23 protein-coding genes are annotated in these 18,358 nt (G+C 57.2%); all 23 read left to right on the top strand.

All coding sequences use genetic code 11. The features are described 5' to 3' along the window. The first annotated feature begins 180 nt into the window (after positions 1-180). The 23 genes from ylqF (at position 181) to HMPREF9162_RS07150 (ending at position 18,345) form a co-directional block, all read left to right on the top strand. Positions 181-1,092 carry a ribosome biogenesis GTPase YlqF gene (gene ylqF, locus HMPREF9162_RS07260; protein WP_009752797.1) on the top strand — a complete coding sequence of 304 codons (912 nt, stop codon included), beginning with the start codon at positions 181-183 and terminating at the stop codon, positions 1,090-1,092. An 8-nt stretch (positions 1,093-1,100) separates the two neighbouring features. Then, complete coding sequence (locus HMPREF9162_RS07255) at positions 1,101-1,865, top strand: ribonuclease HII (protein WP_175282257.1); 765 nt, start codon at positions 1,101-1,103, stop codon at positions 1,863-1,865. Between the two features lie 21 nt (positions 1,866-1,886). Next, a complete protein-coding gene (locus HMPREF9162_RS07250) occupies positions 1,887-3,998 on the top strand; it encodes a hypothetical protein (protein WP_009752822.1) in 2,112 nt (703 codons plus the stop codon). A 101-nt stretch (positions 3,999-4,099) separates the two neighbouring features. After that, complete coding sequence (locus HMPREF9162_RS07245) at positions 4,100-4,423, top strand: EscU/YscU/HrcU family type III secretion system export apparatus switch protein (RefSeq protein ID WP_009752833.1); 324 nt, start codon at positions 4,100-4,102, stop codon at positions 4,421-4,423. Positions 4,424-4,425: 2 nt separating this feature from the next. Beyond that, the gene (locus HMPREF9162_RS07240) at positions 4,426-4,782 is read left to right on the top strand and encodes a YraN family protein (protein WP_009752779.1); all 357 of its coding nucleotides are present in this window, start codon (positions 4,426-4,428) and stop codon (positions 4,780-4,782) included. 135 nt (positions 4,783-4,917) lie between these two features. Further along, a complete protein-coding gene (gene ispH / locus HMPREF9162_RS07235; protein WP_009752882.1) occupies positions 4,918-5,748 on the top strand; it encodes a 4-hydroxy-3-methylbut-2-enyl diphosphate reductase in 831 nt (276 codons plus the stop codon). Next, the gene (rpsA, locus tag HMPREF9162_RS07230; protein WP_175282260.1) at positions 5,745-6,899 is read left to right on the top strand and encodes a 30S ribosomal protein S1; all 1,155 of its coding nucleotides are present in this window, start codon (positions 5,745-5,747) and stop codon (positions 6,897-6,899) included. Before ispH ends, rpsA begins: the two co-directional genes overlap by 4 nt. A gap of 82 nt (positions 6,900-6,981) precedes the next feature. Next, a complete protein-coding gene (locus tag HMPREF9162_RS07225) occupies positions 6,982-8,391 on the top strand; it encodes a DUF512 domain-containing protein (protein ID WP_009752794.1) in 1,410 nt (469 codons plus the stop codon). Positions 8,392-8,407: 16 nt separating this feature from the next. Continuing rightward, positions 8,408-9,733 (top strand): ribosome biogenesis GTPase Der, encoded by a 1,326-nt coding sequence (der, locus tag HMPREF9162_RS07220; protein WP_009752839.1) that lies wholly within the window; start codon positions 8,408-8,410, stop codon positions 9,731-9,733. Next, the gene (plsY, locus tag HMPREF9162_RS07215; protein WP_009752829.1) at positions 9,733-10,314 is read left to right on the top strand and encodes a glycerol-3-phosphate 1-O-acyltransferase PlsY; all 582 of its coding nucleotides are present in this window, start codon (positions 9,733-9,735) and stop codon (positions 10,312-10,314) included. The genes der and plsY overlap by 1 nt, the downstream gene beginning before the upstream one ends. 116 nt (positions 10,315-10,430) lie before the next feature. After that, positions 10,431-11,081 (top strand): HAD family phosphatase, encoded by a 651-nt coding sequence (locus tag HMPREF9162_RS07210; RefSeq protein ID WP_009752830.1) that lies wholly within the window; start codon positions 10,431-10,433, stop codon positions 11,079-11,081. Positions 11,082-11,121: 40 nt separating this feature from the next. Beyond that, positions 11,122-11,373 carry an IreB family regulatory phosphoprotein gene (locus tag HMPREF9162_RS07205; protein ID WP_009752893.1) on the top strand — a complete coding sequence of 84 codons (252 nt, stop codon included), beginning with the start codon at positions 11,122-11,124 and terminating at the stop codon, positions 11,371-11,373. 8 nt (positions 11,374-11,381) lie between these two features. Then, positions 11,382-11,798: a Holliday junction resolvase RuvX gene (gene ruvX, locus HMPREF9162_RS07200; protein WP_009658460.1), complete on the top strand. Its 417-nt coding sequence runs from the start codon at positions 11,382-11,384 to the stop codon at positions 11,796-11,798. A gap of 32 nt (positions 11,799-11,830) precedes the next feature. Continuing rightward, a complete protein-coding gene (locus tag HMPREF9162_RS07195) occupies positions 11,831-12,181 on the top strand; it encodes a DUF1292 domain-containing protein (protein ID WP_009752873.1) in 351 nt (116 codons plus the stop codon). A gap of 77 nt (positions 12,182-12,258) precedes the next feature. Beyond that, a complete protein-coding gene (gene mltG / locus HMPREF9162_RS07190; protein WP_009752799.1) occupies positions 12,259-13,356 on the top strand; it encodes an endolytic transglycosylase MltG in 1,098 nt (365 codons plus the stop codon). 27 nt (positions 13,357-13,383) lie between these two features. Next, the gene (locus HMPREF9162_RS07185; RefSeq protein WP_009752891.1) at positions 13,384-14,607 is read left to right on the top strand and encodes a U32 family peptidase; all 1,224 of its coding nucleotides are present in this window, start codon (positions 13,384-13,386) and stop codon (positions 14,605-14,607) included. A gap of 9 nt (positions 14,608-14,616) precedes the next feature. After that, positions 14,617-14,901, top strand: coding sequence for an acylphosphatase (locus HMPREF9162_RS07180; RefSeq protein WP_009752819.1), 285 nt, complete (start codon positions 14,617-14,619; stop codon positions 14,899-14,901). 9 nt (positions 14,902-14,910) lie between these two features. Then, the gene (gene aroQ, locus HMPREF9162_RS07175) at positions 14,911-15,351 is read left to right on the top strand and encodes a type II 3-dehydroquinate dehydratase (protein WP_009348933.1); all 441 of its coding nucleotides are present in this window, start codon (positions 14,911-14,913) and stop codon (positions 15,349-15,351) included. After that, positions 15,351-16,427, top strand: a complete 1,077-nt coding sequence (locus HMPREF9162_RS07170; protein ID WP_009752895.1) for a Xaa-Pro peptidase family protein — start codon at positions 15,351-15,353, stop codon at positions 16,425-16,427. Before aroQ ends, HMPREF9162_RS07170 begins: the two co-directional genes overlap by 1 nt. Before the next feature lie 49 nt (positions 16,428-16,476). After that, on the top strand, positions 16,477-17,034 hold the full coding sequence (gene efp / locus HMPREF9162_RS07165; RefSeq protein ID WP_009348931.1) for an elongation factor P: 558 nt from the start codon (positions 16,477-16,479) through the stop codon (positions 17,032-17,034). A 27-nt stretch (positions 17,035-17,061) separates the two neighbouring features. Beyond that, the gene (locus tag HMPREF9162_RS07160) at positions 17,062-17,478 is read left to right on the top strand and encodes an Asp23/Gls24 family envelope stress response protein (RefSeq protein WP_009348930.1); all 417 of its coding nucleotides are present in this window, start codon (positions 17,062-17,064) and stop codon (positions 17,476-17,478) included. Positions 17,479-17,499: 21 nt separating this feature from the next. Continuing rightward, positions 17,500-18,075, top strand: coding sequence for an alkaline shock response membrane anchor protein AmaP (gene amaP, locus HMPREF9162_RS07155; protein WP_009658406.1), 576 nt, complete (start codon positions 17,500-17,502; stop codon positions 18,073-18,075). Positions 18,076-18,090: 15 nt separating this feature from the next. After that, positions 18,091-18,345 carry a DUF2273 domain-containing protein gene (locus tag HMPREF9162_RS07150; RefSeq protein WP_009752906.1) on the top strand — a complete coding sequence of 85 codons (255 nt, stop codon included), beginning with the start codon at positions 18,091-18,093 and terminating at the stop codon, positions 18,343-18,345. Positions 18,346-18,358: the final 13 nt, after the last annotated feature.

Below are 18,358 nucleotides of genomic sequence, written 5' to 3'. Positions count from 1 at the left end.
TACTTTTTGCTTAGAGATACGGGGCTGTTGCACGAATGTATCGTCGTGCGGCAGTCCCTTTCTGCACTACATTTTGAATTTTCGTTGCGGCAGCTTAATATGTATGGCATAATAAATATCATTCGAAATAATGAAGCGACTATAACCTGTGAAAAATGAATGACCAAGAGAGGATTCCGGATGGAACAAAACAATACAATCAATATGCCGCACCTGCAATGGTATCCGGGGCATATGCGGAAGGCGGAGCGGCTGGTGCAGGAAAATTTGAAGCTTGTGGATGTGGTGATAGAACTGCTCGATGCGCGGATTCCAATGAGCTCGGCGAACCCCGTGCTGCGTGAGATCGTCGCGGGGAAAACGCGTCTTATTGTGCTGAACAAATCCGACCTTGCCGATCCCACGGCGACGCGCGCATGGGTACAGTATTTTGCATCGCAGGATATTGTCGCCGTGCCGGTGGATGCGGTGAAAGGGAGCGGTACGAAGGAACTTGTGCAGGCGATTCAAAAACTTGCCGCGCCGCGTACGGAAAAGCTCGCAAAACACGGAGCGAAGCCGCGTGCCGCGCGCTGTATGATTCTCGGCATCCCCAACGTGGGGAAGTCCTCTCTCATCAATCGTCTTTCCGGCGGCGCGCGGACAAAGGTGGAGAACCGTCCCGGCGTGACGCGGGCAAAGCAGTGGATTCGTATCGGCGCACAGCTCGAACTGCTCGACATGCCGGGCATTTTGTGGCCGAAATTCGAGGATGCGCGTGCCGCGCTCCGTCTTGCGTTCACCGGGGCGATCAGCGATACGGTTTACGACGTAGGGGGCGTCGTCTTGCAGCTCCTCCGGGTTCTGCACGCCGATTATCCGGCGACGCTGCGAGCGAGGTATGGTCTCGCAGAGAATCTGCCCACGGGCGTGGAACTGTTAGAGGAGATCGGGCGGCGACGCGGCTGTTTGGTGCGCGGCGGCAGGATCGACTATGAAAAGGCAGAGCAGATTGTGCTCACGGACTTTCGCAGCGGACGTCTCGGGCGCGTGACGCTTGACTCGCCGATACAGGCGGAGACGACAGATACTTCAAGCGACTGTATACGGTGAAGGATTTGATGAATTTGACGATAAAAGAAATAGAGAGCGTGTTTTTGCACGGCGATGTGACGGAGGATTTTTTAGCGTCGTGCCGCGCAGATACGCGAACGTCCGTCGGAACTCTCCTGCACCGCTATGAGCGTATGTACCGGGAGCGGAAACGTCTTGCCGCGATGTACGCGTATGAGCGTGCGGCGGCGGCGCGCGGGCACATCCTTGTCGCGGGCGTGGACGAGGCGGGGCGCGGTCCTCTTGCAGGCCCCGTGGCGGTTGCCGCCGCGATTCTTCCGAAGGAACTCTATTTGCCTCGTTTGAATGATTCCAAGAAACTCAGCGCGAAAGTGCGTGCGGAACTTTTTGAAGAGATTACAGAAAAGGCGATTGCCTATCATGTGACGCTCATCGATGCCGCGGAGATTGACCGCATCAATATTTTGCAGGCGACGCGCTGCGGGATGTACGAGGCGGTCGCGGCGCTCACGCCCGCGCCGGAGGAAGTCCTCGTCGACGCGGTGGAGCTGCCGCAGCTCAGGATGCCCGTGCAGTCCATCATCAAAGGAGACGCGAAGTCCGCCTCGATTGCGGCGGCGTCGATTCTGGCAAAGGTAACGCGCGATCGATTGATGGAGCGCTACGATACAGAATACCCCGGATATGGGTTCGCCGGTCACAAAGGATACGGGACGGCGGAGCACATCGCTGCGATTCGCGCGTTGGGCGTGACGCCGATTCACCGCCGCACATTCGAACCAATACGATCTATGATTATGGAACAAATATAGTTTAGGAAGGTTGTGTCCGTTATGCCGATGGAAGCGAATGCCGCAGCAGTCTCTGCGGTGATGCCCGCGGCGCCCTCCCGCATCTCGGACGGGCGTCCGGTGCAGGGCGTGCAGGAGCGCGGCGGCGGGGATTCGTCGGCGGCATTCAGTCAACGGACAAACGTGTCGATTGAGACGGCGATCGACACATTGGCAGACGTTCTGTCGAAAATCAGCGGACGCCAACAGTCGAGCGTGGAGCAGATGCCGCAGGAACTCAAGGCGGTGATTCAAAATATTATCAGGCAGTCCTTTTCCATTGAGACAACCTTGGCGCAAGGGCTTGGCAGCACGGCGGCAAGTCAGCGGTTTTCAACGGATCAGCTGACGACGCTCTCGCGGATGCTCAATCAACTGGGCAATCTCGCGGAGGCGGGAGCGGCGCCGCAGGTGAGCGACGAGCTTGCGGCTCTTTTGACGAAGCTAAAATCGTTGATTGCACGGGAAACGGGCGGCACGTTCGAGCCGGTCATGCTGACCAAAGCCGCGTTCCAACTGCTTGATACCGGGAATGCACAGCTCCTGCCGAAGGAACTGCGCGCATTTCTCGAAAATCTTAATATGCAGTCCGCACAGGGGGGCAATATGCAGTCCGGGGGAACGCAGGCATCCGGCGCTGCGCCGCTTGGCTTCCTAAGCCGCCTCGTGCAGTCCCTGATGCCGCGTGAGCCTATGGGGACGAATACCGGCGCACCGCAGACCGGGAACGCACAGAGTGCGAGCGGAATGCCGGCACAGGCGAATACAGTGCCGACACCTGCGTCGCAGGGGGCAAATCCCGCGACAGTGTCGGCGAACGCAGCATCTCAGGCAGAGCAGGGCGCGCAGCCCGCGCCGCAGGTGCAAACGGGCAGCGGTTCCGCACAAGGCACTGCTGCGGGACAGACTACACCGGAAACACCTAGCCAATCCGTCGTAGGACAAGAAGCCGCCGCACAAGGAGCCGTTCGTACAGAATCACAGCAGGGGGAGCGGCAGGCTTCTAGGCAAGCTGCACAGCCGCAAGGTACGCCGGAAAACGGCTCCCCCGTGCAGCAAAGTACAGCCGCGCGCGGAGCTGCGCAAGTTCCAACGGATTCCGCACAGCCCGGGATGCAGGACGGGCGTCCGCAGGCGAGCACACAGAACGCCGCCCCCGCCGCGCAGACGGGCCAGAAGGGCACACAAGGCAGTCCACAGACAGCAGAGACTGCCCGGCAAATGCCGAAAGATAATACGTCTCCTGCCGGAACGCCCGCCCCTGAGACCAACGGGCGCCAAGACGCGGCGACGACACAGCAGCGGACGGCGCAGCGCACGCAGAACGCAGTACAAACGCCCGGCGGGCAGGGGAACGCAGGCACACAGGTGCAGCCGTTAGAGAATACGCCGCAGACGATGCAGACCATGCGCGCCGCCGCGCAGGCATTACTCTATCAAAACGAAAATCTCTCCCAACGGGAAGTACAGCTCCTGCAAAATTTCGTGAACAGCCGGAACAGCACGCTGAGCGACGCCGATGCTAAGCAGCTGCAGCAGCTTATAGAGATCGTGCAGCAGAACGTCCCGGGGACGGTTCGGCAGACGGCGACAGAACAGCGTATGCCCGACCTGCCGCGCCTATGGGCGTTCATGCAGACGGCGGATATTGTCGCCACGCGCAAGATGAACGCTGAGCAGTATAAGCGCGCCGGCAGGAACGTCGCGGCGCTTGCACTCTCCATGCGCGGCGCACTCGAGGGGGAGAACGCCGCGCCTCAGCCGGGACAGCGCTCCATGAACTTTGTGATGCCGCTCTTCATGGGCGAGGCGGAGTATCCCGCATATATCCACGTTTATGACGAATCCCACGAGGATGAGGGCAGCGAGCAAATCAAAAAAGAAACGTGGCTGCGCATCTGTGTGCTCACCGATCACATCGGTACGGTGGAACTCATCAATCGCATCTATGAGGAAACACATGTCGATATGCGGCTTTATTTCTCCGATCCGGACGCCGCATGGGAGTTCCGCAGTCATCTGGACGACATTCGAGCCTCCGCCGAGGATACGCCGATCGTCATCGAGGGCATTCAGATCGGTGCGATCGGCGAGCGGCGGTTCTTTACAAATTAAATGCGGGGAGCATTGTAATTTGCCGATATCGGCGTCTTGACGAAAAAAGAACACACGGCGTATAATATCAATTGGATTTACAATGCAAGGATGGGTGAGATATGCCGGAAAATTGGATGCCGGACGCTCCGCCGGCAGACGACTTGTCCGAGGAACAGGAGCAGAAAGCGGTCGCGGTTCGCTACGATGTGGAAAAAGATCGAGCTCCGCGCGTCACAGCGAAGGGACGTTCGTTTGTCGCGGATCGCATCCTCGCTGAGGCGAAGAAGAACGGCATTCCCGTCTATCAAAATAAATCCCTCGTCAATATGCTTATGGCGCTCGAGATCGATCGGGAGATTCCGCCGGAACTCTACCGTACGATCGCGGAAGTGCTCGCACATGTCTATCGCATTGACCGGCATATGGGAGACAGGAGATCGTAACGGTGAGCAATCAGACTTTGGGCGCGCAGGGCGAAGATCGTGCGGCGGCATACCTCACGGCGCGCGGCTGCATCATATGCGAGCGCAACTTTCGTGTGAAGTCCGGGGAAATCGACATCATCGCCGACGACCGCGGCACGCTGGTCTTCGTCGAGGTTAAGACGCGCACCGGAACGCAGTACGGCACACCGGCGCAGGCGGTGGACTTTCGTAAGAGAAATAAAATCATCCAAACAGCATATTGGTATCTGCGGCAGAGACAGATCGACAATCGTCCCTGCCGTTTTGACGTGATAGAGGTCTACGCCGTGCGCGGCGACTGGCAGGTGCGCCATATCAAGGGTGCCTTTGAGGCGTGATAAAACCGGAAGATAAAAAAAATAAATTTCATTTGCGCGGGCGGGGTTGTCGTGTTATACTGTTACACAGATTGTATGGGTGGGATTATGTTTGTCGACGGTCATTGAGAATCGTTACAAATTACGGTGAGGTATATGGAGGTCATCTTAGCAGAGCATTTGGGATTCTGTTATGGCGTGAAGCGCGCCATAGAGATCGCCCGGGAGAATGCCTCCACAGACGGTACGTCCAGTACGCTCGGACCGATCATCCACAACCCGCAGATGGTCGAACGTCTCAAGAAGGAAGGCGTCGGCACGGTGAGTTCTCTCTCTGAGATGGATGACGGACTTGTCATCATCCGCTCGCACGGGGTTGGTCCCAATGTATACGAGGAGGCGGAGTCACGCGGCTTAGAACTTGTGGATGCGACCTGCCCCCATGTCAAAAAGGCGCAGCTTTCGGCGAAACTGCTGTCCGACGAAGGCTACACGGTTATCATTATCGGCGAGAAGAATCATCCGGAGGTCAAGAGTATCTTCGAATGGACAGGATCCGGCGCTCATATTATCGAGACCGAGGCGGAGGCAGAGGCTCTGCCGAAGGTTGGACGGCTCGGGGTTGTCTGTCAGACGACGTTCTCAAGTGATCGATTTCGGAGCATCGCCTCGTGTCTGCTCGAAAAATCCCGCGACATTAAGATTCTCCGCACGATATGTACGGCGACGGATGTGCGCCAAGCAGCGGCGCTTGATCTTGCCGAACGGGTGGATATGATGATTGTCGTCGGCGGGAAAAACAGTGCGAATACTTCGCGTCTCGCCCAGCTGTGCGCAAGCAAATGTACAACATACCATATCGAAACCGCAGACGAACTGCGGGAAGAATGGTTCAAAAATGTTAATAAAATTGGTATTACAGCCGGTGCCTCAACGCCGGACTGGATTATCAAGGAGGTTTATAAACAGTGTCAGAACAGAGCATGAAAGAACTTTTGGAACAGGAAGAAATGCCCGATTTCCAGGAGCGTACCGTTGTCAAAGGGGTTGTCGTACAGGTATCCCGCGACGAGGCGTATGTCGATATCGGGTATAAGCAGGAGATTCCTGTGTCTAAGAGGGATCTTGCCGTGCCAGCCCCGGATGATGCGCGTGATGTCGTGAAGGTCGGCGACGAGATTGACGTCTATATTAAGTCTCTCGGCGGAGATAACGGCGGCAGCCTTTCCAAGGTGGAAGCCGATAAGATGGCTGCGTGGAAGGATATTGAAGTCATTCAGGCGAACGGCGATACGGTTGAAGCGAAGATCGCGAAGGAAGTCAAAGGCGGGCTCGTGGCATATGTCATGGGACTGCGCGGATTCATTCCCGCTTCGCAGATGGAGCTCCATTTCGTTAAGGATCTTTCGGTCTACGTCGATCAGACGGTAGAGGCGGAGATCATCGAAGTGGACGTTCAAAAGCGCCGTCTCGTGCTCTCGCGCCGCAAACTCCTCGAGCGCGACCGCGCCGAGAAGGAAGAGGCTGTGTTCTCCGCGATCGAGCCGGAACAGATCGTGCGCGGTACGGTCAAGCGTCTCGTCGATTACGGTGCGTTTATCGACATCGGCGGTGTGGACGGGCTCGCCCATATCTCCGATCTTGCGTGGCACCGTGTCAAGCATCCGTCTGAGGTGCTTGAGGTCGGTCAGGAACTCGACGTTTACGTCAAGAGTGTGGATCGCGACGCAAAGCGCATCTCTCTCTCGGTGAAGGATACGTTGCCGGATCCGTGGGTCGAGAAGGCGGAGCAGTACGCCGAGGGTGACTTCATCGAAGGCAAGATCATCAAGCTGACGGACTTCGGCGCGTTTATGGAGATCGAGCCGGGCTTTGACGGTCTGATTCCGATGGGCGAGCTTGCCGAAAAGCGCATTGAGCGTGCGGACGAGGCTGTCCATACGGGCGATATTGTCACGGTCAAGGTGCTCCGCATCGATACGAAGCGCAAGCGCATTTCGCTTTCGATCACCAAGGCAAAGCGCGATGCTGACAATGCGGATATTAAGAAGTATATCGATGAAAAGCAGTCCGAGAAGGCTGAGTCCAGCGAGAATACCGAAGGTCAGGTCGAGGCACATCTCGATTGGCTGAAGTAAGAACGCGGCGCATTTACATAACTTCATAAAAAACGAAGGAGTGATGTAATGTCACTCCTTTTTCATGGAAAGGAGGGGTACTGTGGCAAAAATTTATCCGGGCGTTATCCTGCGTGTCCTAGAGGGCAGCATCGCCGAAGAACTAGAGCTTGTGCCGGGGGACAAGATCCTCAAGGTCAACGATACGCCGATGCGCGACATCATCGACTTCAGCTTTGCGATGGCGGAGGAGGAGATCGAACTGCTCGTGGAGCATGCGGACGGCACGCAGGAGATCATCGCCTTTGACAAGGACTATGACGAAGAGCTTGGCGTAGAGTTTGAGCGTGCCGTGTTTGACGGTATCCGCGAGTGCGCGAATCACTGTTATTTTTGCTTTGTGGATATGATTGCGCCCGATATGCGCCACAGTCTCTCCGTGAAGGATGACGACTACCGCCTTTCGTTTCTCTATGGGAATTTCGTGACACTCACGAATATGGGGGATGCGGATTTTGCACGTATCAAAAGGCTGCATCTCTCGCCGCTCTATGTCTCCGTGCAGTGTACGAACCCTGTGCTGCGCGCGGAGATGCTGCGCTATAAGGGGGCGTCCAACATCCTCGGACAGCTCGCACGTCTCGAGGAGGCGGGCGCGGAGTACCATACGCAGGTGGTTCTCTGTTATGGGCTGAACGATGGGGAGGAGTTGGAGCGCACGATCCGCGATATTACGGAGCGGCGTCCCCATGCGCTCTCACTCGCCATCGTTCCCGTCGGTCTGACGAAACATCGCAGTGATCCTTTTCCACTCGTGCAGTTCGACCGTGCGGGGGCGGCTGCCGTCATCGATCAGGTCGAGGCGTGGCAGCATAGGCTTCGCGCGGAAGAGGGGCGTACTTTTATCTACCTTGGCGACGAGTTCTATTTCCTCGCCGGGCGCGAGGTGCCGTCCGCCGAAATGTACGACGGGTTCCCGCAGCTCGACAACGGGATCGGACTGACGCGGAACTTTATCGAGGAGTGGCGGCGCGCGGGGGAATATTTTCCGCAGTGTGACGAGGAGTCCGTGCTCTGCGTCCTCAGTGGAACGGCGATTGCGCCTGTGATGGAACGCCTCGCACGGGAACTCGATCCCGACGGGAAGAGAATCCGCGTGCTCGCCGTTGAGAACCGGCATTTTGGCGCGACGGTCAACGTGTCCGGGCTGCTCACGGGTGGGGATATTGTCGATGCCATCAGCCGTGCGGACTTCAACCCCGACGGTGTTTTGATCCCGGCGTCGGCGCTGCGCGAGGGAGAGGACGTTTTTTTGGATGATATGTCGCTGGCGGATATGCGCCGCCTGTTTTCTCCTATACGCATCGAGCCGGTTGCCACGGGGACGGACTATCGGGAAGCCCTCACGGATTGGAAGAGTTACCGCAGACAGAGAGTGAGCGGCGGCTATACATGGCAGAGCAATGCGGGGTATACGAAGCCCGTCGCCGCTGTGGAGCACGCTTCGGCATAGAGAGGAGTGATCGGAAATGAGTAAACCGATCGTCGCCGTTGTGGGGCGGCCGAATGTTGGAAAATCGACACTGTTCAATCAGATCGGCAAAAAGCGTATATCTATTGTTGACGATATGCCCGGCGTGACGCGCGACCGCATCTATATGGACGCCGAGTGGCTGAACCATGAATTTACCATCATTGACACGGGCGGCATTGAGTTCGATGAGAGTGACCACATCCTGCGGTCGATGCGCAGTCAGGCGGAGCTCGCGATGGAAGAGGCGGATGTCATCCTTTTCCTCGTCGACGGGCGGGCGGGGCTGACCGCTTCGGACGAAGAGGTCGGACGTCTCCTGCGCCGTACAAATAAGCCCGTGATCCTTGCCGTCAATAAGATTGACAGCTTTGAGCGGGAAAATTTAATCTATGATTTTTACGCACTCGGGCTGGGCGATCCGATTCCCATTTCCGCGTCGAATGCGATGAATCTCGGCGATCTCCTCGATGCCGTTGTGGCGGTATTTCCAAGAGAGGAGGCGGAGGAGCGTGAGCCGGATGAGATCGCGATCGCCGTGGTGGGGCGTCCGAACGTGGGGAAATCCTCGCTCGTCAATCGTCTGCTCGGCGAGGAGCGCGTCATCGTCAGCGATGTGCCGGGGACGACGCGCGATGCGATCGACACGCATTTCACGCGGGACGGTGCGAAGTATCTGCTCATTGATACGGCGGGGATGCGGCGCAAGGGGAAGATTACCCTGCCCGTCGAGCGTTACAGCGTCATGCGGTCGCTGCGCGCTATCGACCGCGCGGGCGTTGTGCTGATGGTCATCAACGCTGCCGAGGGAATCCTCGAACAGGACACGAAGATCGCGGGATATGTGCATGAGTCGGGCAAGGGCGTCATCATCGTCGTCAACAAATGGGATATTTTCCCTGAAAAAAATGATAAGTCGACGCTTCGTTTTACCGACGATCTGCGCGAAGAACTCGGATTCCTCCAATACGCGCCCGTCCTCTATACGTCTGCGCTCACGGGGCAGCGCGTCGAGCGCGTCACGGAGCTGGTCAAATACGTTGCCGAGCAGCAGTCGATGCGCATCAAGACGAGCGTGCTCAACGAGCTGATCCGCGACGCAGTATCGGTCAATCCGCCGCCGACGAAGAAGGGGAAGCAGCTCAAAATCCTCTTCATGACGCAGGTCGGCATCGTTCCGCCGACGTTCATCATCTTTGTGAATGATCCCGACCTCATGCATTTTTCCTATCTGCGCTTCATCGAGAACCGTCTGCGCGAGAGCTTCGGGTTCGAGGGGACGCCGCTGCGCCTCGTCGTGCGTGCGCGTAAGGAGGAAGAGTGATGACGGAATATATTTTGGCAGTCCTCGCGTCGTATTTGATCGGCTCTATTCCGAGCGGGCTGATTCTCGGCAAGCTCATTTGGCACACGGATCTGCGTGCATACGGCAGTCACAACATCGGCGCGACGAATGCGTGGCGTACGCTCGGCAAACCGGCGGGCATCGCCGTGTTCCTCGCGGACAGCTTGAAGGGGCAGGCGGGCGTCTATATGGGGCTGATGCTTGTCGGGACACCGCTTGCGGCGGTGCTCTGCGGGCTTGCTGCCATTGTGGGGCACAGCTTCTCCGCATTTTTGCGCTTTCATGGCGGCAAGGGGGTGGCAACATCCCTCGGCGTGCTGACGATGCTGATGGGGAACGTGACGCTCATCGTTTTCCTCGTGTGGCTCGCCGTCGTCTATACGACGCGCTATGTGTCACTGGGCTCTGTGATTGCGGGCTTCCTCACGCCGATCCTCGCCGCGGCATTCGGGTACCCGCTCGAATACCTGCTCTTCACCGTGCTTGCCGCAGCGCTCGTGATTGTGCGGCATCGGGAGAACATCGAGCGTCTCCTGCGCGGTACGGAGAATAAGATTTAGCGTGTGCCACTGTATTTCAAAGCGCCGCTGCTGCTCAGCGGTCATTGTCTTTTGCGGCGTTGTGTGGTAATATTTGACTGTGATTTTTTCGGCGGTCGCGGAATCGGAGGACGCCCATGAAACGCGGTGCGATTTTTGATATGGACGGTATTCTCTTTGATACGGAAACCGTTTACCAAACGGCATGGACAGTCGTTGCCGACGATTTCGGCGTGCCGCGCAAAAAAGCACTCGGCACTGCCTGCTGCGGTACCTGCGGCGATCTCACACTCAGGATCATCAATGAGTTTCATCCAACGGTGGATGCACGCGCATATATGGAGCACGTACTCGCTTACGTCGCGGAGGAAGCCGCGCGGCATCTTCGCGTAATGCCTGGCACGCGGGAAATTCTTGCTTATTTTCGTGCGGAGGGCGTTCGGATTTCCACAGCGAGCAGTTCCACGACGGTGCAGATTGAGAAAAATCTGACGCAGAGCGGGCTGCGAGATTATTTCGATGTGATTGTCGGCGGAGACCACGTTGCGCACGGGAAACCGGCGCCGGATATCTTCTTGCTTGCGGCGGAGCGCATCGGCGTTCCGCCCGCGGACTGCTACGTCTTTGAGGACGGATATAACGGGCTGCGCGGCGCGGCGGCTGCGGGATGCAGTCCCGTGATGATCCCGGATACACTGCCTGCAACTGAGGAGATGCGCGCCCTTTGCACCGGGATCTATCCTACCCTCGACGACGCGCTCGACGCGCTGCAGGACGGCAGACTATAGTTGCTTGTGCAGGATTTTTCGTGTAAAGGGGTGAATCATTGTGGATGAACAGAAAACAATGATGTTTTCCTTCGGTGCTGACAAACCGAAGGCGGACGTTGTGATACGCGAGGCGAGCGCCGCCATGCGAGAGAAGGGGTACAATCCTATCAATCAGCTGGTCGGTTATTTGCTCTCGGGCGATCCCGCCTATGTGACGAGCCATAAGGAGGCGCGGAGTAAGATCCGCAGTCTTGAGCGTGACGAGCTGCTGGACGAACTCGTGAGGTTCTACTTGGAGCACGAGAAGTGAATCGCTATATGTCGCTCGACATTGGCGATGTGACCATCGGCATCGCGGTGAGTGATCTCCTTGGGCTGACAGCGCAGGGAGTCGAGACGATCCGCCGAACGACGCCGGCCGCAGATTTTGAGCGTCTCGGCACGCTCATGCGGGACTATGAGGTCGACGCGCTTGTCGCGGGGCTGCCGAAGCATATGAACGGGGATGAGGGGACACGCTGCGAGATGGTACGCGCATTTATGGCGGAGGCAGCGCAACGCTTTCCGGGCGTCAAGATCCATTATTGGGACGAGCGGCTTTCAACCGTTGCCGCGACCCGTACGCTGCTCGAGGGGGACGTCTCGCGGAAGAAACGCCGCAAGGTCATCGACAAGATGGCGGCGGTTTATATTTTGCAGGGATTCTTGGATCGGCAGCGGAATTTACACACATGAATACTGCACCGAACATAAAAAGAGGTATACACATGGAAAAGGACTATAAGGAAAAATATAACAACTTGAAAGATGCCCCGGAAGCGGCATACGAGATGGAGGATGAGGACGTTGTGGTCGTTCTCACAAATGAGGACGGAGAGGAGACGTACTATCGGGAGGAGACCATCATCACGGTAGGTGATGATCGGTTCGCCGTGCTCGTGGGGCTGGCGCTCGATCCGGACGGCGAGGAGACCGAGGAACTTCCCGAAGAAGACGAGGCGGTCATTGCAAAGATCGTCGTCGAGGACGGCGAGGATGTCTATGTAGATCCTTCGGAAGAGGAGTTTGAAGCGGTTCTTGCTGTTTATGGCGAGCTTGAGGAGAACCAAGAAGGCTAAAAAGGAGGCGGCTGTCATCTGTGGGAGGATGACAGTTTTTTCATAGGGGCAGTTTGCATCAGAGAGGGAGGATTTGTTTGAAACGGTCACTAGAGGGGCTGTGCGGCCTTTTGCATGTGAACGAAGTGCGGGATGCGATGCGTGCCGTATATAGGGGGAAGGGGACGCCCTTGCAAAAAAAACTGATCTTTGGTGGTGCCGCAGGTTTTGGGCTGGTTTTGGTAGGTATTATGTTCATACTTTTTTCCACACCGGTGCAAAAAATGCCTCCCGCTGCACAGGGGGGGCAGATTTACTACACCGTCCGTCCGGGGATGACGGTCGGCGAGATCGGCAAAGAACTGCATGAGCAAGGTGTTATAGAGAGTGAGTTCAAATTCTGGTGGACAGCGAAGCTGAACGGCTTTGAGAATAAGGTCAAGAGCGGTACCTTTGCGCTGCACGCAGGCATGACTCCGCGCGACGCTCTTGAAACGCTCGTCTACGGCAATACGGTGACCGTTCGCTTTGTTATTCCCGAGGGATTCAATGTCCGCGACATCGCGGAGCGGCTCTCCGATGAGGGCATCGTGAATGCGGATGACTTTATCGCGCGAGCAAAGGACTATCGCCCCTACGACTATGTGGAGGATCATGAGGGCGTACGCTATGCCGCCGAGGGATTTCTCTTCCCGGACACCTATGAAATCAACGGCTCGTTTGATACCGCGCGCATCCTCGAAATGATGGCGGAGAATTTTGACCGGCGGCTGACCCCGGAGATGCGGGAGCGCGCAAAGGAGATGAACCTTTCTATCTATGAGCTCGTGACGCTTGCGTCTATCGTTGAGAAAGAGGCGTATCACGAGGAGGATCGTCCGATCATCGCGCAGATTTTCCTAAAGCGGCTGAAACTCGGGATGCCGCTGCAGGCCGATCCGACTGTGCAGTACTTGCTCGACGCGCCGAAGGAGGATCTGCTCCTGCGCGATACGAAGATCGAATCCCCCTACAATACCTATCAAAACGCGGGTCTGCCGCCCGGACCGATCGCAAGTCCCGGCACGGCGTCGCTCATGGCGGTGCTTCATCCTGCGGAGACGGATTATCTGTATTTCGTTGCCGACCGCAGCGGCAACAACTACTATGCGACGAACTATGCGGATCATTTGGCACTGGTCGACCGGGTGCGATGATACTTTCATTGATGCGGAGGCGGATGCATGAGACGGCGACCTGAGTTATTGGCGCCTGCGGGGACACCTGAGAAATTGCGCATGGTGTTTGCCTACGGTGCGGATGCGGCATACCTCGGCGGCGAGCAGTTCGGTCTGCGCGCCTTTGGGGGCAATTTTTCACCGGATGAGATGCGCACTGCCGTTCGCCTTGCTCATGCGTCAGGAAAAAAGATCTACGTCACTGTCAACGTGTTCCCGCACAACGAGGATATCAATGCGCTGCCGGACTATTTTACGTTCCTCACGGACGCCGGAGTGGACGCGGTACTCATTGCCGATCTCGGCGTCTTTATGCTCTGCCGGGAGACGGTGCCAGATCTGGCCGTCCATATCAGCACGCAGGCGAACAATGTGAACTGGCGGACGGTAGACGCGTGGCGCAAACTCGGCGCAGCGCGCGTCGTACTTGCGCGGGAACTGTCGCGCGAAGAGATTCGAGAGATTCGCAGGAATACGGATGTAGAGCTCGAGATGTTCGTCCATGGCTCGATGTGCATTTCCTATTCGGGACGCTGTCTCCTCAGTAATTATTTCACAGGACGGGATGCGAACCGCGGGAGCTGTGCGCAGTCCTGCCGTTGGAAATACGCGCTCGTGGAGGAGTCACGCCCCGGGGAATACTATCCGGTCGCGGAGGATGAGCGCGGCACCTATATCATGAACTCCAAGGATCTGTGTCTCCTGCCGTATCTGGATGAGGTAATCGCCTGCGGCATCGACAGCCTCAAGATCGAGGGGCGCATGAAGAGCGTGCATTATGCTGCGAGCGTCGTCAAGACTTACCGCGCAGCGCTCGACGCCTGCATGACGGATGCACCATATGAGGTGGAAAGCGCGTGGATGGACGAGCTCGAGAAGGTGTCGCACCGCGCGTATACGACGGGATTTTTCTTCGGCAAGACGACGGAACAAGATCAGATCTACGGGACGTCAACCTACGAGCAGTCGTCCGATTTTGTGGGTCTGGTACACGATTATGATGAAGCGACGGGACTTGCAACGGTAGAGCAGCGCAATCGGATGTTCGTCGGTGAGGAGCTCGAGATCTTTCCGCCTACGGGAACACCGAGGCGGTTCATCCTCAAAGGGATGTGGGACGATACGGGGGTACCGATCAAGGTCGCTCCGCACCCGCGTCAAATTGTGCGCATGGAGATCCCCCGGGACGTTGTACCGGATACCATTTTGCGCAGAGATGCAAAGAGCTAGGAGGGAACTATGATGGAGGAGATCGTTCGTTATTCCGCATGTGCGGCGGGGCGCGTGCAGGGCGTCGGCTTTCGCATGTTCGTGCGGCAGCAGGCGCTCGCGCATGAGATTGCGGGCTGGGTGAAGAACATGCCCGACGGGACGGTGACGATGGAGCTCCAAGGGGCGCAGCGGGACATCGACGCCGCGTTCGCCGCCATTCGTGCCGGCAATATGTTTGTTCGTGTGGAGCGGCTGGACATCGAGCCGCGCGATCCTCTTGCGGACGACCGCGATTTCTCCATTCGCTACTAGGAGCAGGCTATGAAGAGAATACTGGTACTGAACGGACCGAATCTGAACCTTTTGGGGACGCGCGAGCCGGACATCTACGGCGCGCTCACCTTGGAGGACATAAACGATCGCCTGCGCCGCCGTGCGGAATCCGCGGGGGCGGTGATCGATTTCTTCCAGTCCAATCATGAGGGGGATCTCGTGGATGTGATACAGGAAGCGCAGGGCAAAGCGGATTACATCATTTTGAATGCGGCGGCGTTTACGCACTACAGCATCGCGATCCGCGACGCGATCGCGGCAGTCGACGTTCCCGTGATCGAGGTGCATCTTTCGAATATTCATCGGCGTGAGGAATTTCGTCACACGTCGGTCATCGCGCCTGTGGCACTCGGTCAGATCTGCGGCTTCGGTGCGGAAAGCTATATGGCGGCGCTGGAGGTTGTTCTTTGCCGACCGGAGGGGATATAATGAACATGGAATCGCGTATTGAGCGTCTGCGGACGCTGCTGTCCGAGCGGGAACTGGATGCCGTGCTCGTGACGAAAGAGGTCAATCTGCATTATTTCAGCGGATTTCGCGGCGACTCCACAGTTCTTATCGTGACGGCGGATCACCTTACCCTCGTGACAGACAGCCGCTACACGGAGCAGGCTGCAAAGGAAGCGTCTGCGTTTGAAGTCGTGGAGCAGACGGTAGGACTCTATCAAAAAGCGGCGGCGCTGCTCAAAGAATACCGTGTGAAAACGGTCGGATTTGAGGGTAATGTGCTCACCTACAGTGCCTATATGCAGATAAAGGATCTGCTGGCGGGGATTGCATTCGAGACGGCACTGAACCTCGATGTTTTGAGGCAGGTGAAAGACGCGGACGAGATCGCCTGCATCCGGCACGCATGCGAGATGGCGGACGCGGCGTTTGCGCATATCATCACATACATTCGCCCCGGCATGACGGAGCGCGCCGTCGCTGCCGAGATAGAGGACTATATGCGCCGTATAGGTTCCGAGCGCCCTGCCTTCCGGACGATCCTCGCCTCGGGGGTGCGCGGCAGTCTGCCGCACGGCACTGCGACCGATAAGGAGATCGCCTTGGGCGAACTCGTGACCATGGATTTTGGCGCGGTGTACCGCGGCTATCACTCGGACATCACTCGAACCATCTGCGTCGGACACGCGGATGAGCGTCAAAAGGAATGCTACGACGCCGTACTGACGGCGCAGAAGACGGCACTCACCGCCATCCGCCCCGGCGTGACGGGCGTTACCGTAGACGAGGTTGCGCGCGATGTTCTACGGGCGCGCAACCTGAATCAATATTTCGGACACGGTCTTGGGCACAGTCTCGGGCTTGAGATACACGAAGAGCCGCGCCTGTCGAAGTTCGGCAAGGACATGCTGCGCGCCAATATGCTCATCACCGACGAGCCGGGCGTTTACATCCCGGGGTGGGGCGGCATCCGCATTGAGGATACGGTGCTCGTTACGGAGACCGCCGGCGAGCCGCTGACGCATGCGCCAAAAGAATTTATTGAAATCTGCATATAAAACCGCTATAATAGCAAGTGATGATTGATAGTATGGAGGACTGAACAATATGATTAACAGCACCGATTTTCGCACAGGTCTCACGATTGAATACGATGGAGGCGTTTGGCAGATTGTCGATTTTCAACATGTGAAACCGGGAAAGGGTGCAGCATTCGTCCGTACGAAGATCAAGAACGTTGAGACCGGCGCTGTGGTTGAGCGTACGTTTAACCCGAATGAGAAGATGCCGGCAGCACATCTCGAGACGCATACGATGCAGTATCTCTACGAGGCAGACGACGTCTACACATTCATGAATACGGAGACATTCGAGCAGACGGAACTCACGCGGGAGCAGCTTGGCGACGCGCTGAACTACCTCATGGAGAACATGGAGGTTGCGGTGCAGCAGTTCAAGGGGCGCATCATCGGCATCCAGCTGCCCAACTCCGTCAGCCTGAAGGTCGTCGAGTGCGAGCCAAGCGTCAAGGGCAATACCGCGACGGGGGCAACGAAGATGGCAAAAGTGGAGACCGGCTATGAGGTGCGCGTTCCTCTCTTCATCAATGAGGGCGATGTGCTCCGTATCGATACGCGTACGGGCAACTACATCGAGCGCGCATAAAAATACAAAGAAGAGGTTCACTGAGGAATGGAGGATATGAAAATGGAAAATGCAAAGGACGCTGTCAAGAAGGAAACGGGGCTCGGCACGATTCGCGTGGCGGACGAGGTCGTCAGCATCATCGCGGGGCTTGCGACTACGGAGGTTGAGGGAATCGCCGGCATGAGCGGCGGAATTGCGGGCGGCATCGCCGAGATGCTCGGGCGCAAGAATTTCTCGAAGGGCGTAAAGGTTGAGGTCGGTGAGAAGGAAGCTGCTGTCGATCTCTACATCATCGTGAAGTACGGCATCCGCATTCCTGAGGTTGCGCTTTCGGCACAGGAAAACGTCAAGCGTGCGATCGAGACGATGACGGGACTCACCGTCGTTGAGGTCAACGTACACGTGCAGGGCGTCGGATTCCCCGAAGAGGAGCCGAAGGTTGAGGAAGTGCGCGTTCGATAAGCGCGCGTGAGGCACGGAACCATGGGTATATTGAATCGCTTGCTGCTGCTGCCGTCCGCCCTGTTGCTCATGGCAGTTGCGGCACTTGCGGCTGCCGCGGCGCTTCGGCTGCTGCCCGAGAGCATTTGGCTCAATGAGATGCGTTTTGCGCTCGTGCAGCCTGAGTTTCCCGCAGTGTGCGCGGTGGTATTCTTGATCGGATTAAAGCTGTTCTTTGCAGTCTTTTCCGGGCGTTCGGAGACAGGAAGAGCGCATGGAGAGATCATGGTTGTGGATACGCCGGCAGGTGCCGTACAAGTGGAGCTCTCCGCCGTTCGAGGTATTATCGAGCGCATAGCGCTTGGCATATCTGGCGTACGAGATGTATCCGCACGCGTCTGTGTGCCGCCGCAGAAAAATGAGAATGCCGCCCCGCTTCAGGTTGATCTTGAGCTTGGTCTGTCGGCGCAGGCACATCTCTCCCCGGTTTCGGAACAGATGACGGAACGTATTCGGCAGGAACTCCTGAACTTGCTTGGCATTGAGGGGATTCCGATTTCGATTCGCGTGACAGATGTTTCGAGTGCTGCGCCGCAGTCGAAAAAGCGTGTTATGTGATGTGGGAGGTCGGATATGAAAGAACAAATTATCCGTTTCCTGCAGGATGAGTGGCAGAATAACAGAGGGCGCTCTCTGGGGCTTTTGCTGGGTGCGCTCTTTGCGATTTTTGTGCTCCTATTTGGGTTTTGGCGGACGATATTCTGTATTGTCTGCGCACTCGTCGGCATGTATATCGGTCGATGGGCAGAGCGCAGAGGTACATGGGCGGAGATACGTGAGGATATGATGGAGAGTGCTTTTGTGCAGCGACTGTTTCGGAGGGTTTAGATGAGTCGGAGAC

This window comes from Selenomonas sp. oral taxon 137 str. F0430 (assembly GCF_000183625.1).
Lineage (GTDB): Bacteria > Bacillota > Negativicutes > Selenomonadales > Selenomonadaceae > Centipeda > Centipeda artemidis.
This window is presented reverse-complemented; position numbering and strand designations above follow the sequence as displayed.

Bases quoted from the DNA above. Each gene is read 5' to 3' on its own strand.
- HMPREF9162_RS07160 (WP_009348930.1), top strand. From the start codon at position 17,062: ATGGAGGATATGAAAATGGAAAATGCAAAGGACGCTGTCAAGAAGGAA.
- der (WP_009752839.1), top strand. From the start codon at position 8,408: ATGAGTAAACCGATCGTCGCCGTTGTGGGGCGGCCGAATGTTGGAAAA.
- HMPREF9162_RS07210 (WP_009752830.1), top strand. From the start codon at position 10,431: ATGAAACGCGGTGCGATTTTTGATATGGACGGTATTCTCTTTGATACG.
- HMPREF9162_RS07185 (WP_009752891.1), top strand. From the start codon at position 13,384: ATGAGACGGCGACCTGAGTTATTGGCGCCTGCGGGGACACCTGAGAAA.
- amaP (WP_009658406.1), top strand. From the start codon at position 17,500: ATGGGTATATTGAATCGCTTGCTGCTGCTGCCGTCCGCCCTGTTGCTC.
- HMPREF9162_RS07195 (WP_009752873.1), top strand. From the start codon at position 11,831: ATGGAAAAGGACTATAAGGAAAAATATAACAACTTGAAAGATGCCCCG.
- aroQ (WP_009348933.1), top strand. From the start codon at position 14,911: ATGAAGAGAATACTGGTACTGAACGGACCGAATCTGAACCTTTTGGGG.
- ruvX (WP_009658460.1), top strand. From the start codon at position 11,382: ATGTCGCTCGACATTGGCGATGTGACCATCGGCATCGCGGTGAGTGAT.
- HMPREF9162_RS07250 (WP_009752822.1), top strand. From the start codon at position 1,887: ATGCCGATGGAAGCGAATGCCGCAGCAGTCTCTGCGGTGATGCCCGCG.
- HMPREF9162_RS07255 (WP_175282257.1), top strand. From the start codon at position 1,101: ATGAATTTGACGATAAAAGAAATAGAGAGCGTGTTTTTGCACGGCGAT.
- HMPREF9162_RS07170 (WP_009752895.1), top strand. From the start codon at position 15,351: ATGAACATGGAATCGCGTATTGAGCGTCTGCGGACGCTGCTGTCCGAG.
- HMPREF9162_RS07180 (WP_009752819.1), top strand. From the start codon at position 14,617: ATGATGGAGGAGATCGTTCGTTATTCCGCATGTGCGGCGGGGCGCGTG.
- HMPREF9162_RS07245 (WP_009752833.1), top strand. From the start codon at position 4,100: ATGCCGGAAAATTGGATGCCGGACGCTCCGCCGGCAGACGACTTGTCC.
- rpsA (WP_175282260.1), top strand. From the start codon at position 5,745: ATGAAAGAACTTTTGGAACAGGAAGAAATGCCCGATTTCCAGGAGCGT.
- plsY (WP_009752829.1), top strand. From the start codon at position 9,733: ATGACGGAATATATTTTGGCAGTCCTCGCGTCGTATTTGATCGGCTCT.
- ylqF (WP_009752797.1), top strand. From the start codon at position 181: ATGGAACAAAACAATACAATCAATATGCCGCACCTGCAATGGTATCCG.
- efp (WP_009348931.1), top strand. From the start codon at position 16,477: ATGATTAACAGCACCGATTTTCGCACAGGTCTCACGATTGAATACGAT.
- HMPREF9162_RS07150 (WP_009752906.1), top strand. From the start codon at position 18,091: ATGAAAGAACAAATTATCCGTTTCCTGCAGGATGAGTGGCAGAATAAC.
- ispH (WP_009752882.1), top strand. From the start codon at position 4,918: ATGGAGGTCATCTTAGCAGAGCATTTGGGATTCTGTTATGGCGTGAAG.